General features: G+C 62.1%; 13 protein-coding genes and 1 pseudogene. 7 read left to right on the top strand and 7 right to left on the bottom strand.

Going from position 1 to position 13914, the window contains the following annotated elements:
* The first annotated feature begins 24 nt into the window (after positions 1 to 24).
* The 6 genes from QAZ22_RS28275 to QAZ22_RS28250 are packed head-to-tail and all read left to right on the top strand — an operon-like array spanning position 25 to position 5742.
* Positions 25 to 282, top strand: a complete 258-nt coding sequence (locus tag QAZ22_RS28275) for a DUF2933 domain-containing protein (RefSeq protein ID WP_278204165.1) — start codon at positions 25 to 27, stop codon at positions 280 to 282.
* A complete protein-coding gene (locus tag QAZ22_RS28270) occupies positions 279 to 959 on the top strand; it encodes an isoprenylcysteine carboxylmethyltransferase family protein (RefSeq protein WP_278204163.1) in 681 nt (226 codons plus the stop codon). Before QAZ22_RS28275 ends, QAZ22_RS28270 begins: the two co-directional genes overlap by 4 nt.
* A 4-nt stretch (positions 960 to 963) precedes the next feature.
* A complete protein-coding gene (locus QAZ22_RS28265; RefSeq protein ID WP_278204161.1) occupies positions 964 to 1428 on the top strand; it encodes a hypothetical protein in 465 nt (154 codons plus the stop codon).
* Positions 1429 to 1431: 3 nt separating this feature from the next.
* Positions 1432 to 2139 carry an ABC transporter ATP-binding protein gene (locus QAZ22_RS28260; RefSeq protein WP_278204160.1) on the top strand — a complete coding sequence of 236 codons (708 nt, stop codon included), beginning with the start codon at positions 1432 to 1434 and terminating at the stop codon, positions 2137 to 2139.
* A 4-nt stretch (positions 2140 to 2143) separates the two neighbouring features.
* The gene (locus QAZ22_RS28255) at positions 2144 to 4507 is read left to right on the top strand and encodes an ABC transporter permease (RefSeq protein WP_278207968.1); all 2364 of its coding nucleotides are present in this window, start codon (positions 2144 to 2146) and stop codon (positions 4505 to 4507) included.
* A 5-nt stretch (positions 4508 to 4512) separates the two neighbouring features.
* The gene (locus QAZ22_RS28250) at positions 4513 to 5742 is read left to right on the top strand and encodes an HlyD family efflux transporter periplasmic adaptor subunit (RefSeq protein ID WP_278204159.1); all 1230 of its coding nucleotides are present in this window, start codon (positions 4513 to 4515) and stop codon (positions 5740 to 5742) included.
* Between the two features lie 508 nt (positions 5743 to 6250).
* On the opposite strand, the gene QAZ22_RS28245 is transcribed toward QAZ22_RS28250, so the two are convergent.
* Both QAZ22_RS28245 and QAZ22_RS28240 read right to left on the bottom strand, forming a co-directional pair.
* Entirely contained in the window at positions 6251 to 7915 is a 1665-nt protein-coding gene (locus QAZ22_RS28245; protein WP_278204157.1) for a PEP/pyruvate-binding domain-containing protein, read from the bottom strand.
* Positions 7912 to 9855, bottom strand: coding sequence for a DUF47 family protein (locus QAZ22_RS28240; protein ID WP_278204155.1), 1944 nt, complete (start codon positions 9853 to 9855; stop codon positions 7912 to 7914). Before QAZ22_RS28240 ends, QAZ22_RS28245 begins: the two co-directional genes overlap by 4 nt.
* Before the next feature lie 293 nt (positions 9856 to 10148).
* Between QAZ22_RS28240 and QAZ22_RS28235 the strand changes: the two are divergent.
* Positions 10149 to 10324 (top strand): annotated as a pseudogene (locus tag QAZ22_RS28235) (integrase); the annotation flags it as partial.
* Between the two features lie 178 nt (positions 10325 to 10502).
* On the opposite strand, the gene QAZ22_RS28230 reads toward QAZ22_RS28235, so the two are convergent.
* The 5 genes from QAZ22_RS28230 to QAZ22_RS28210 form a co-directional block, all read right to left on the bottom strand.
* Positions 10503 to 11525 carry an ABC transporter ATP-binding protein gene (locus QAZ22_RS28230; protein ID WP_278204153.1) on the bottom strand — a complete coding sequence of 341 codons (1023 nt, stop codon included), beginning with the start codon at positions 11523 to 11525 and terminating at the stop codon, positions 10503 to 10505.
* The gene (locus QAZ22_RS28225; RefSeq protein WP_278207967.1) at positions 11522 to 12148 is read right to left on the bottom strand and encodes a cation-transporting P-type ATPase; all 627 of its coding nucleotides are present in this window, start codon (positions 12146 to 12148) and stop codon (positions 11522 to 11524) included. Before QAZ22_RS28225 ends, QAZ22_RS28230 begins: the two co-directional genes overlap by 4 nt.
* Before the next feature lie 397 nt (positions 12149 to 12545).
* On the bottom strand, positions 12546 to 13166 hold the full coding sequence (locus QAZ22_RS28220) for a hypothetical protein (protein WP_278204151.1): 621 nt from the start codon (positions 13164 to 13166) through the stop codon (positions 12546 to 12548).
* A 104-nt stretch (positions 13167 to 13270) separates the two neighbouring features.
* The gene (locus QAZ22_RS28215) at positions 13271 to 13486 is read right to left on the bottom strand and encodes a hypothetical protein (protein WP_278073224.1); all 216 of its coding nucleotides are present in this window, start codon (positions 13484 to 13486) and stop codon (positions 13271 to 13273) included.
* 94 nt (positions 13487 to 13580) lie between these two features.
* Positions 13581 to 13790 carry a ChaB family protein gene (locus tag QAZ22_RS28210; RefSeq protein ID WP_278073223.1) on the bottom strand — a complete coding sequence of 70 codons (210 nt, stop codon included), beginning with the start codon at positions 13788 to 13790 and terminating at the stop codon, positions 13581 to 13583.
* Positions 13791 to 13914: the final 124 nt, after the last annotated feature.

Below are 13914 nucleotides of genomic sequence, written 5' to 3'. Positions count from 1 at the left end.
TCGTCGTCGAATAGGAGACCCGCAATGTCGACACATGACCATTCGGACCACGAACACCCGCAAGGTTCTTTTCTGACGTCCCGAGCAGGGCTCGTCCTGCTCGGCTTCCTCGCGATCGGCGCGTTCCTGCTCTTCACCGAGCACCGCGCCCATGTGCTTGGCGCGCTGTTCTATCTGCTGCCGTTCGGCTGCGTCTTCATGCACTTCTTCATGCATGGAGGACATGGCCATGGCGGACACGGCGGTCACCGCAATCAGCCAGACGAAAGGAATCTGCCATGAGCGCCGAAACACAAGCCTACGGCCTTTGGAGCCTGGTCATCGTCAATTCCGCCGTCTTCATTCTGTTCGCCTACAGCTTCTTCAAGCCGACGACGACCCGTGACTGGCGCTCGTTCGGCGCGTTCAGTGCATTCCTGGTCGCGCTGTTCGCGGAGATGTACGGCTTTCCGCTGACCATCTACTTGCTGTCGGGCTGGCTGCAGTCCCGCTATCCGGGGATCGACTGGTTCTCGCACGACGCCGGGCATCTGCTCGAAATGATGTTCGGCTGGCGGGTCAATCCGCATTTCGGGCCGTTCCATCTGCTGAGCTTCATCCTGATCGGCGGCGGGTTTTGGGTGATCGCGGTCGCATGGCGGGTTCTCTACGACGCGCAGCAGCACCGCTCGCTCGCGACCAGCGGACCGTACAGCTACGTCCGCCACCCGCAATATGTTGGCTTCATCCTTGTGATGCTCGGCTTCCTCGTTCAGTGGCCGACGCTGCTGACGCTGGCGATGTTCCCTGTGCTGGTCGTTATGTATGTGAGGCTGGCGCGGGCCGAGGAGCGCGAAGCGATTGCCGAATTCGGCGACGCCTACCGCAAATACATGGCACAGGTTCCGGCATTCATTCCGAGGTGGGACCGACTGTCTGGCGGTTCGGTCGGCGGCTCCGCTGAGCCGGATGAGACCTAGCGCCATGGCTGAGCACCGCCGATCCTGGCCGTTCTCGGCAATCCTTCTCGCCGTCTTCGGTGCGGCGCTAATCTGCATTGGCGCCTTCTTCATCTTCCTTCGGCCGCCGCTCCTGCCGGAGGACGCGCGTTTCGTCGGCCTGTCCCTTGAACAGCTTCAGGCCGAGCAGCCACGCATGGCATCATGGGTCGAGCGCGTGTTTCAGGTGCTTGGCGGGTATGCCATCGCCTCGGGCATTCTGACCGTCACGATCGCCGCGACGTCGTTCCGGTGGCACGAGCGGTGGGCTCTTCCGGGCGTGCTCGCCGCCGGCGTCGCCTCAATCGGATGGATGGTTGTCGTCAACTTCGTCATAGGATCCGATTTCCGGTGGGCCTTGCTGGCTATCGCGATCCCATGGGCCGCGAGCGTGGGCATGTTTCTGGTCGAGCTCAAGCAAGCCGCCATGCGGGCAAGCAGGGCGGAGTGACGCATGTCCGACCTTGTCTTCACCGCGAAGGATCTCGCCAAGACCTATGTGTCGGGCGAGACGCAAGTGCACGCCTTGCGCGGCGTGAACCTGCAGATTTCGGCAGGGGAAGTGATCGTCTTGCTCGGCCCCTCGGGCAGCGGGAAATCGACACTGCTCAACATCATGGGCGGGCTCGATCACGCGACCAGCGGCGAGCTGTCGTTCAAGGACCTGCGGCTGACCGACCTCGATGACCGGGAACTGACATCCTATCGCCGCCGCCACGTCGGCTTCGTGTTCCAGTTCTACAATCTGATCCCCAGCCTGACGGCCTACGAGAACGTCGCGCTGGTCACAGAGATATCCGACGATCCGATGCGTCCCGAGGACGCCCTCGCTCTCGTCGGGCTGGAGCTGCGCATGCATCATTTTCCGGCGCAGCTGTCGGGCGGCGAACAGCAGCGCGTCGCCATCGCCCGCGCGATCGCCAAGCGTCCGGAGGTGCTGCTCTGCGACGAGCCGACAGGCGCGCTCGACTCCAGGACGGGCGTTCGGGTGATCGACGCGCTGATGAAGGTCAATGCCGAACTCGGCACGACCACCGTCATCATCACCCACAACGCCGTCATTCAGGAGGTCGCGCACCGGGTCCTGTTCTTCAGCGACGGGCAGATATCGAAGGCCGTCACCAACGAAGCCCGGCGCGCCGTCGCCGAGTTGCAGTGGTGAAGACATGCGCGCCCTGGACAGAAAGCTCTTCCGCGACCTCGTCCGCCTTTGGGCGCAGGCTCTCGCCATCGCGCTCGTGGTCGGTGGCGGGGTGGCGACGCTTCTGCTCGCCGTCGGTTCCTACCGTTCTCTCGACGAGACGAGGGCTGCCTATTACGAGCGCTACGGTTTCGCCGATGTCTTCGCCACGGCGCGGCGGGCACCGAAAGCGCTCATCCGCCGGATCGCGGAAATTCCAGGCGTCGCGGCCGTCGATGCGCGGATCGCGCAATTCGCGCTCCTCGACATACCGGGCCAGACCGCACCGGCCACCGGCGTGGTCGTCTCGCTGCCCGAGGTCGGCGAGCCGAAGCTCAATCGCCTCTATATGCGTGCCGGCCGAACTCCCGATCCCGGCCGGGAAGACGAAGTCGTCGTCAATGAAAACTTCGCCGAAGCGCATCGGTTCGCCCTGGGCTCAGGCTTCGCTGCAATCCTCAACGGCCGCAAGCGCGACCTGAGGATCGTCGGCATCGCCCTTTCTCCCGAGTACGTCTATGCGGTCGGCCCTGGCGACATCATGCCGGACGGCCGCCGCTTCGGTGTCATCTGGATGTCCGAACGGACCCTCGCCAGCGCCTACGATCTGGAGGACGCCTTTTCGTCCGTGTCGCTGAAGCTGCTGCCGGGAACGTCGGAGCGGGAGGCGACGACGCGTCTTGACGACCTGCTGGACCGCTATGGCGGGCGCGCTGCCTACGGACGCAAGGACCAGACATCGCATGCCTGGCTCGATCACGAGCTCGACATGCTCAACAACATGAGCCGCACGCTGCCGCCGATCTTCCTGCTGGTCTCGGCGTTCCTGGTGAACCTTACGCTCAGCCGCCTTGTTTCACTCGAGCGCGAACAGATCGGCCTCTTGAAGGCGCTCGGCTACCGCAACGCCAGCGTCGTCCTGCACTACCTGAAATTCGTGGGCATCATCACGGTGGTCGGCATCGTCATCGGCAGCGTGATCGGCACGTGGCTCGGCAGCTATGTGACCGGAATATTCGCAGACTTTTTCCGCTTCCCTTTTCTTCTGTTCACCAAGAGCCTCGATCTCTACGTCGCAGCGGCTGGCTTGAGTTTTTTTGCCGCGACGATCGGCGCACTGCGCGCCTTGCGCGAAGTCGTAAATCTGGCTCCTGCCGTCGCCATGCAGCCGCCGGCTCCGCCGGTTTTCCATCGAACGCTGCCGTTGAGCATCAGTCTGGCAGGCCTTGTCTCGCAGCCGACGAGAATGATGCTGCGCAATATCGCGCGCCATCCAGTTCGATCCTCTTTCACCGCGCTCGGCATGTCGCTGGCGACGGCGATCCTGATCGTGTCGCTCTTCACGGGAGGCACGATGGAACAGCTTATCGATGTCACGTACTTCCTTGCGGATCGTCAGGACGCGACCGTGAGCTTCATCGAGAAGCGTCCTCAGGAAGTGGCCTTCCAGATCGTGAGACTTCCCGGCGTCCTGAACGCGGAGCCTTATCGAGAAGTCCAGGTCCGTGTCCGCAACGGCCATGTCGAGCGCCGGGTCATGATCCGCGCCAGGCCACGCGGAGCGGAGCTCAACCGCATCATCGATGCTGACCTGAAGCCTGTAGTTCTGCCGGAATCGGGCTTCGCGATCTCGGACATGCTTGCCAGCATTCTGAAGGTGCGGGTTGGCGACACCGTCGAGGTCGATCTGCTCGACAGTGAGCGCCGGACGGTCTCGCTTCCTGTGGCGGCGCTGGTCGAGGACTATCTCGGCATGCGCGGCATGATGGATCAGGAAGCGCTCGCCAAGTTGCTTCGCGAAGCGCCGATGGCGAACGGCGTCAGCGTCAGCCTGGACAAGAACAGACAGGATGAGTTCTACACGGCGGTCAAGGCCATGCCGGTCGTGAGCAGCCTGGCTCTGCAGACGGCGTCCCTCGCCACTTTCCGCGATGCCGTGGCAATTCTGGTCACGACGATGTCCAGCATCTACACGGGCCTCGCGGCCGTCATCGCGTTTGGCGTGGTTTACAACAACGCTCGTGTATCCCTGTCGGAGCGAGCCAGAGAGCTGGCGAGCCTGCGGGTCCTGGGCTTCACAGACGGCGAGGTGCTGCGCATGCTGCTGCTTGAACTCGCGCTGTTGACCCTGGTCGCGCAGCTGCCGGGCTGGGCTATCGGTTACGGTCTTGCCTGGATCATGAAGACGAACTTGGCCGGGGAACTGATGCGGGTGCGCCTGGTCGTCGAGCCTGCAACCTATGTTTTCGCCAGCGTGATTGTCATTGCTGCGGCTGTGCTCTCGGCGCTGATCGTCCGCAGACGCGTCAATCAACTCGACCTCGTAGCCGTTCTCAAGACGCGGGATTGAAAACCATGCGTGCCAACTCGATGATCAACTGGATGAAGAGAATCGCCGGTATTGCGGCCCTTGGCTTGATCGCCGCGGCTGCGGTCTGGTTCGCATGGCCACAGCCCATCCCAGTCGATCTGGCGACGGTGGCCAAGGGCCCGATGGAGGTCACGGTCGACGATCAAGCCAAGACCCAGGTTCGGCACGTCTATACGATGTCGGTGCCGATCGCCGGCAAGGTTCTCAGGATTTCGCCGCCGCATCATGTCGGCGACGCGGTCATCAAGGACGAAACCGTGGTGGCGGTGATGCAGCCGGCCACCCCCAGCTTTCATGATGTCCGCACACATGAGGAGTTGCTGGCGGCGTTTGGCGCGGCCGAAGCGGCCGTGACGTTCGCGCAAGCGGAAGTAAAGCGGCTCGAAGCGGCGCTCGGGTATTCTCGCACGGAACTCGAGCGGGCGGAGAAGCTTGCCAAGACCGGGGCGATATCGCAGGGGGCTCTCGACAAGGCGAGGTTCGAAGTCGATACCAACGAAGCGGCCCTGGCGAGCGCAAAGGCGCAGGTCGAAGTCCGGGGCAACGAGCAGGCGGTGATCCAGGCGCGGCTCGGCCAGCCTGCCGACGACGCCGCACAATCGGATCCGGCCTGCTGCATCCAACTTCGCGCGCCGGTGAGCGGCCGCATCCTGAAGATCGTCCAGGAGAGCGAAGGCATGGTCCAGCCCGGCGCGCCGCTTGTCGAGATCGGCGACCCGCTCGACCTGCAGGTGGTGGCGGACCTGCTTTCGACAGATGCAGTCCAGATCAGGGCCGGTGCTGCAGTGCGGATCGACGACTGGGGTGGGCCTACACTTCGGGGCAAGGTGACGCGTATCGATCCAGCCGGCTTCGTCAAAGTCTCTGCGCTCGGGATCGAGGAGCAGCGTGTCCACACCGAGATCGACTTGGTCGACCCTCCCGAAAAATGGTCGCAGCTCGGGCACGACTATCGTGTCATTGTCCACGTGACGAGTTGGCGAGACGACAATGTCCTCACAGTCCCGGTGGCGGCACTGTTTCGAAAGGGTGATGACTGGGCAGTCTATCTCGCCAAGGACGGACGAGCGCGTACGACCGTGGTCAAGATCGGCCACCGGGACAACAAGGTGGCCGAGGTCGAGTCGGGCCTCTCGGAAGGCGATCGGGTCGTGCTGCACCCGAGCGACCGGGTGGACGACGGGGTGGCCGTGCGCGAACGGAACACGGAATAGATCAATGGTTTTTCGAGCCTGGATCAATAATCCCGCAGGATACGCTGTACTTTTGAGCGCGTCCGGTCGTTCCACAACGTAAGTTCGAATGGCCGGAAAGGTTTCCGCAAATGGCCTGTAGCTGCCTTTCTCAACGGAAAGCTCTCAACTGAAAGCGCCGGCTTCCGCAGCTTAAAGTTATTCGTTCTGGCGGTTTTCAATACTATTTCAGGCGCGCAAATATCGGGCGTGAACCCGCTTCTAATGCGGGCGGGCGAGCCGACTGGAACCTCGGCACGGCTTCGGCCCAAGGGTTTTTCGAGTTGATGCGCAGACACTACCAGCCGTCGTTGAATGCGAAGCTGGTGGGCGAGATCGGCAAGGATTTCGTCAAACATTCGGTGGAATCGATCAAATACGCCGTCGCGACGGCGTGAACGAAGTTTGTGCGTCGCCATCATGAATGGCGACGCACGCTTACGCGAGCGGATCAGGTCACGATAGCGGCCGGTGTTCGTGATTGCGGCAGTCAGCCCACTTCGGCGAATGGTGTCGCCGATCTCTCCGCCGGTTCTGCCGAGCGGCCATGCAACATGTCCAGTCGGGCCAAGAGCTCGGTCTGCACGTTCTCGACGATACGCGCCGCACCCGAATAGATGCTGCCGTTATTGCCATCCAACGTGATCACCGCGCCTTCCGGAAAGATGGCGCCGCCGATATTGACCTCGTTTCGCGCGGCGTCGATCGTCATTGTCTCGCAACCGACCAGACAGACCTTGCCGAGCTGCCGTGCGACGACCGCGGCATGGGATGTCCTGGCGCCATGCTGCGTCAACAATCCGTCGGCGACGTCGAGCGCGGCAATGTCGCGGGTTTCGGCATCGCTGCGGACGAGGATGACACTGATACCAGCGGCTTTGCGCTCGCGCACCCTTGCCTCCGCGAGCGCGATCTCGCCGCAGACGACACCGCTCGATGCGGATGCCGCCGAGGCGATGGGAGACAAAGCGACGCCGTCGTCGCTCCCGATGCTGCGGACGGTCAGCGCATGCTGGTCAAGGCCGCGCGTCCGCTCGCGCGCTGTCTCCGCGTCGATCACGCCCTCGGCCATAAGGTCCAGCGCAATGCGGGCGGTCGCCATGGGAGTGCGTTTTCCGTTGCGGGTCTGCAGCAGGAACAGCACCCCTCCCTGGACGGTGAACTCGAAGTCCTGCATATCCCCGAAGCGGTGTTCGAGCAAGGCCGCCGCGTCGACCAGCTCCTCCCAGACCCGCGGCGCCACCGCGGCGAGCTCGTCATGGCCGCGAGCGGTGCGGCGCCCGCTCACGACATCCTCGCCCTGCGCGTTGAAAAGGAAGTCCACCCAAGGTTTGTCGTCGCCGGTGATGGGATTGCGCGTAAAGCCGACGCCGGCCCCGGAGAGGCCGCCGGCGTTGCCGAACACCATTCGCTGGACGGTCACGGCCGTGCCCATCTCATGCGACAGGCCATGGAGGTTGCGATAGGCCATCGCCTTTTCGCTTCCCCACGACCGGAAAACGGCATTGATCGCTTCGCTCAACTGGGTTTCCGGATTCTGCGGGAACGGCGCCCCGGTTTGCCGGTGAAAAGTCTCGAGATGCAGTTGGGCGATCTGCCGGAGGCTGGTGAAGTCGAGAGATCGTTCATCCTCGTCCTGCCGGACTGCGGCAAGATCGGCCTCGAAATGATGAAGATCGATACCGGCGACCACCTCGCCATAGCCGGCGATGAGCCGGCGGTAGGCGTCCCAGGCAAGCCGGGGATGACCGGTCAGGCGTATCAGGCCTGGGATGGTCGCGTCCGTAAGTCCGATGTTCAGCAGCGTCTCCATCATGCCCGGCATCGAGACCGGCGCACCTGAACGCACCGAAAGCATCAGCGGCCTGCGGACGTCCCCCAGCTTCAGTCCGGTGAACGCTTCGAGCTCGGCCAGGGCAGGCCGCCAAAGTTGCGGAACGACCGCTTGCGGATCGGCGCAATAGCCGGTCCCGATCACGAAGGCGGGCGGCACCTCGAGGCCGAGCGCGGCCAGTTTGGCGAGGTTATAGGCCTTGAATCCGAGGGCAGCCGTGGTGGCCGCGTCCTGCAGCGGCTTCTTGCCGCCGATGAAGTATATGCGTTTGAGATCGTGCTTGGTTTCAGGCTGCCCGGCCGACTTGACAGATACGCTCATGCATCGACTCCCAGGCGGCTGAAGGCCAGGTCGCGTATGCCATAGGCGGTTGCAAGCAGCGCGTCTGTCGCCGATTCCAAGGCCGCGGCGAAATCGGTGCCCAAGCCGAGTGTCGCGGCGTCGTCGATGTTGCGCACCAAAAGTCGCCGCACGTCGCGCAGCAATTGATCGCACTGCTGCTCGGCGTTGACCACGCGCCAGGAGATGGCGATGAATTCCTCATGGTCGCTGGCGTCGCTGCCTTCGCCAAGCGCGCTGGCAATCAACAGCAGCTTGACATGATCCTGCGTGGCCTGGAGGGTTTTTTCGGCAAGCTGCCGCATGCCTTCGCGCACGTCGGCGGGCCAGGCCTTGTCGTGGTTCTCGGCTATGAGCGAGAACAGAAAGGCAGCTTCCTCCATCGCGTCGGCAATGTCGTCGGCGCGTTCGATCAGCCGTGTAAAAGGCAACCAGCGCGGATTGCGTTCGGCTCGTTCGCGCGAGCGCATGACCAGCAAGTCCGCCTTGCGCTCCCATGCCTTCGCCCGCTTGGCCAGCTTTTCGGCATCCTTGGCGGAACGCTCGTGGCCGTGGGCGATGGCGTCGCGGATTCCTTCGGCCAGCGCATGGCAGAACGAAGCGTGCTCGCTCAGCAGAGCGAATTCATCATGATGGCGTCCGACATGGCGAACGAGCAGAAGGCGGATCGAGTCCGCGATGCGCGATACCGGCTGACGCTGCTGCATCGCCTGCGACGCCATTGCCATCGCCTCGATCAGGAATTCCTGCGCCGGGGCGGCGCCCATCACCGCATCGAGTGTGTCGCCGATGCGGAAGTAGTCGCTGCCGACAGCCTCCATCGCGGCGAATATCAATGCTTCGCCTCCCGCCTCCAGCCAGCCCCTGTGACCGATTTCCCGCCGCGCGCATTCGTTCAGGACGGCGACGGAACCAGCCTTGCCGACGATCTGGCGCAGCCGCTTGCGAGCGCGATTCCAATCGATCAGGAAGACGATGCGCGCCCCCAGTCCTTCCAGCGCCTTGAGCAAGGCGGCTTCGTCCGAACATTCAAACGTCGCGGTGCCGATGTAGTAGGCATCTCCTGAATTGAGGCCGTCGGTCATGCGCGAACCGACCGCCGACCATTTCGCGCCGATCTGCGAAAGCATGTCCTGAAAGAATGCGAAGCGCTGCCGATGCAGATCCGAATAGGTCAGCGTCAGCACCAGGCCTTCCACCTGCGCGACGAGCACATGCGCATCGTTGGTGCCGATGTCGTTCTGGATAAGCAGGCGTTCGCCGTCGCGCGTTGCAGCGGTATCGAGGCCTGGGTGATCGAGCTTCAGCGCCCGTGTGCGATTGAGCCCCCGCATGAAAGCGGAAATCCTCGGCCCATCCTGTCGCGACAATTGCCAGACATGGGCACCATCGATCGTCTCGCCGGAGAGCTGCGCCGCCAAATGGTTGAGCGCCTTGTGCAAATCCATGACCAGCAGGTGGAAGCTGTCTTCGTCGCCGCGTCTGCCGCTGGTCAGCGCTTTCAATTGCGCCGCGTCGAGCTCGGTTCCAAGACGGTCGACCCACCGGCACCACTGGTCGACGCGCGCGGAAAGGGTGAGATCCGGATCTTCGGCGCTGCCCTGGATCGGGCGCGCCATGATGCGCAGATCATCGCGCAGCTTCTGCGCCAGCTTGGGCAGATTGGCGAGATGGAGCGTCGAAGCCTCGAGATAAGCGGAAGCAGGGAATTCGATGATCCATGGCGCATCGATATGCGCCGAGGAATATTCCCGGTGAAGGTCGAGTTGCGCCGTTCCCGGATGGTCGGCCTGGGCACGGGCTGCCTGCAGCACGGTGAGATAGAATTTGAGCCGGTCATTGGCCGCCAGCGCCGCCTTGATCCAAGCCGGGCGCAAAAGCTCGGTCTGCCCGAGCGCGGCGACGACACCGGTCTTCTCCATGTTCGAAACTCCGGGATGATTTGTGCGGGCTTCAAATGTTGATGTGTTGTAATGGAAATAAACATTCGTGGGTCGCCTTCGGCCTTGATGTGGATCAAAAGCAGCTATCGAGGCACGTGGATAAGTTTCGCTCGGGTGATTTGAGCGATTATCTAAAATAATTAATCGACTAATATATTTATGACTTAGAGCCATGAATTGCGGATGGATTTATCATTTTTCCCTCCTGCCGTCCAAGTCTCGCTTTATGCCGCAATCGCCTCCTGGCGGAAAATCACACCGGACGATCTGAGGCACACTGTGGCAAGATCATTGACCGCGGAGCTGCAGCGACGGCTATCCATGTGCGAGACATTCTGAAGCAGGCCTATGTGTTATCGATCCCAGCAAGGAGAGAAGATTGCCAATCCTGGGGACGACGTCGGGGCCGGCATCAATAGCAACCTTCGTGCCGAAAGGCCGCTCGCTTTGCTCAAGCGGCTCGAGCCGCAAGGCGAAGGCCCGCCGTGCCCCTCAACTAGGGCGGCTTCAGCCGGCGGTGCAATGCGAAGCGGTGCTCAAGGGGACAGCTCCGCCTGAAGCTGTCCTTGTGGCTGTCCCAAGCGGAGCACCAGTTCCGGCAACAAGCTGGCTGGTACGGTCATCCATCAATTCTCGCTGTGCGCGGAATGTCCGGTTTGCGCGGGATGATCGTCGTCGATCCACTGGACGATCATCCGGAATTGCACCTTCGCTTCCGAATACGTGCGATAGAAGTCGAGAAGTTCTCCCGTGGGTTCCGACAAGCGTTGGAAGCCCGAAATGAAGGCGACGACCGCGCCGATCGTTGTCTGCCCGCGGATCACAAGATAGCCGCCAACGATCAGGACCATTAGCGACCCCACCGCGTTGGCTATATTCAGCAGTGTCTTCAGCCCGAGTTTCAACAAATAGAATTCAATGCGGTTGCTGAAGATCATGCGTATGGTGCGAAAGGCTGTTCGGCGCTTCGTCGAGTGGCTGCCGAAGGAATTGACTGCTTGGTTGCCTAGCTTGCGGACCAGTGCGACCTGCCGTTCCACGAGTGTGTTCAAGTCCTTCTGCATGTAAAGCGCAAGCAGGATCTGCGGCATGAGTGACACGCCGCTGACCAGAGCGATTACCGGCTGCATGTAGATCATGTAAGATACGACGGAGATCATCACCGTGACGTTGACTACGCATTCAGAGACGCTGGTGCCGACAAATCCGCCAACATAGTCTATCTCGTTGCCGATGATGCTGGCGGTCTGACCACTCCTTGCGTGCTCGCGCGCGGACCTTTGCGTGGCGACCAGTGCGAGTTGGTCGCGGGCCGTCTTCACCACGCTCTCTCCGACCCAGCCCTGATAGACGATTAGCGCGTATTTCAGCCCCGCATGCAGGAGTATAGCCGCAAGATACAGACCGGCGAGCATCAGGAGCGCCCGTACGTTCTTGTCGGCAACCGCCACATCGACGACGCGTCTCTGCAGGTCGATGGGGATAAAGTTGGCCAAGGCAACCGAAATTGCGATCGCGCTGACATAGACCTGATGCATGCCGCTGGCGCGCCGGACAAAACTTGGAAACTTCTCGCCAGGGCGCATCACATTGGCCGTCGGCTCGAACGGAGTGACACGCCGCGCAATTGTCGCGAAAATTCCGCTCACCTTGGGTGCGCCTCCGTCGCCTCCATTTCCGGTTCAGCCGATAAGGGCAACGCACCCTGTCGGTGACCAGCTGAACGGGCATCCTCAATCAGGCTGGGAACTGTCGCTCGGCGATGCCTCGCGCTCCGGCATGGTCCCGGGTGGTGCCCATCGTGCTCGAAGAAGAGCCTCTTCGACCATTGCGAGACCAAGGCATAGGCGATCGTGATGCGCTTCAACGCGTCGAGCGTGCGAGACGCGCTGTATACCTGACTGAAGCCGAGACCGCAGCCCGTTAGGATGATTGCTTTGATGACGACGGTCTCGCGGCCTTCACCAACAGCACCGGAAACGATCGCCACGACAATCAGGATCAGAACCAGCGGATTGCGATACTGCCGCAACAGGACCGCCAGCGCTTGTTCTCGCCGATGATCGGCGAACGTGTTTGGCCCGTGGCGCGAAAGTCCGTTGCGCGCCTCGGTCGAAGTCAGCTCGGTAGGCCGAGAGCGGCATTCCTGCAGCACCTCGATAGCCGGTAGCGACCTGCGGCGCTCACACAAGCCGCGCCGCGTTGGGAAGGCTGAGTCCTCGATCATCGCGGTTTGATAGCGAATAAGGCCGAGAACCCCCTTGATCGACATCAAGGGGGAGAATTCACGATCGGAGCGGGAGCAGGCGGGCCGCACGATAGGTGGCTGGGGCGCTCAGGGCGTTGCGTGAACCCGGACCATCGAGCTGCCGGAGCCGCTGTGAGCACAGGCTTACCAAGGGAGCAGATCGGTAAAGTAAAGTTCCACAGGAAACTTCGACGCGGCCTCGGCCCAGGGGGTGTTCGAATTGATGCTGCGCTTGAAACTTGAACGAGGAACACGGTCCTGTTCCCACAGCCGCGACTTTGCCGCACAATGCGTTCGCATCATCGAGCCGGTCGACGGTCGGCTGACCGCCGACCGGCCCAATTCAACTATTCAGAGCGTCGCGCAGCTGGGTTGAACTTCATGCTCCCAGCTGTGTCGCCCCTGCGAAACGGTCACGCGCCTAGTTTCGTTGGCCGTCCGGCAGCCCAGACGGTTCCGTGAAGGGCTGGCCAAGGTGAATGGACTGGGGCGGCAGCGCGCCGGAAGTCGAGAAGGGCTCCGCCGGCGAAACCTCGCCGCCTGCGGGCACGGCATGATCCGGGAATTGCTGTGCGGCCATTTCCTGGGTCCACACAGCGAGGACGCTCTGCTGGGTCGCCTCGGCAACGATGCAGTAGCCTCTGGGGTCGAGGATCGAAAGCACGGCATGATCGTCATTGCGCGCCAGGCGGAAGGCTCGGTCGATCACGTCCAGGCAAGCGGCCAATTGCCGAGCGTTTGGGAGACGCGTGTTACGCAGCATATCGGAAAGCCGGAAAGCCTCCAGGCCTCGCTCGGTGATGCTCGTTCCCTCGCGGCCCAGCTCGAAGAAGACGCCAACGACAGGCAGCATGCTGCGGATCGAAGCGTAGATTGCCATGGCTTCCTGCGGGCTGCAGGCGGCAAGATGCGGCGCCTCCGGCGGACCTGGTTCCGCCGCGGGACCAAGCCCCAGCGAATGCGCTATTTCATGTTCCAGCCATTGCCGGACTTCCGGCGGAGCGGTTCGGATCTGTTCGGGGCTCAAGGTAATGCCGACCATCGCAGCGTCTCCCATTGGTTGCTCACGACATCAAGACAGCTTGCGAACGCAATGACCTTGACCGGCATCAAGGCCGACAACCGAAGGGTCGCCTCGGCGCTGAGCTATAAAAGAGAGAAATGCGAGCCCAGGAACACGAGAAACTGGCCGGTGATCAGAGGAATCTTCAGGACAGGGCCGTCCTCGCCGCTGTCTTGAATCGGCAGTCCGCGCACGCACGGATGCGTCTTCAGGACCTCCCTCCAGATCGTTGGAAAGTCCGATCCCTTCTTCCTTTCGGCGTTGCACGCATCGACGAGCCTCGCAATGGTGTTGATCATTGATCGGAATTACCTAAGCGCCTGATTCGAAAACGTATGATCGAGAATTCCGGCAAGAGGTTTGATTTCGATCAAAAACGTCGGGCGCAGTCTCTCACAATGGCACCCACACGCTGCCCTGCTTGCGGTAACGGCGCTTCACCGCGGCCCATGCGACCCGGTGAGCGATCTCCTCGCGCCTCTCCCCACGGTCTTCATATTCGTCCCAAGCACTGTTGAAGGCGGCGCGATAGATCTCCTGGGCGTGCCCGGGAAGATGCTCGCTGATTGACGGCGGAAGATCCTCGATCGACGCATATGGCATGGATGCGTTCCACATTTTGACGAGGGCGAACCCCGGTCACCTTGGAAGCGGTCGCCCGCACGGCCGCCTTTTCTTGTAGGGCTGACGAAGGCAGGCACATGCCTTGATCTCGCGCAAAGCCATG

This window comes from Mesorhizobium sp. WSM4906 (assembly GCF_029674625.1).
Classification (GTDB): Bacteria; Pseudomonadota; Alphaproteobacteria; order Rhizobiales; family Rhizobiaceae; genus Mesorhizobium.
The sequence above is the reverse complement of the archived record's forward strand: the minus strand, read 5'-3'. Positions and strand labels throughout refer to the sequence as shown.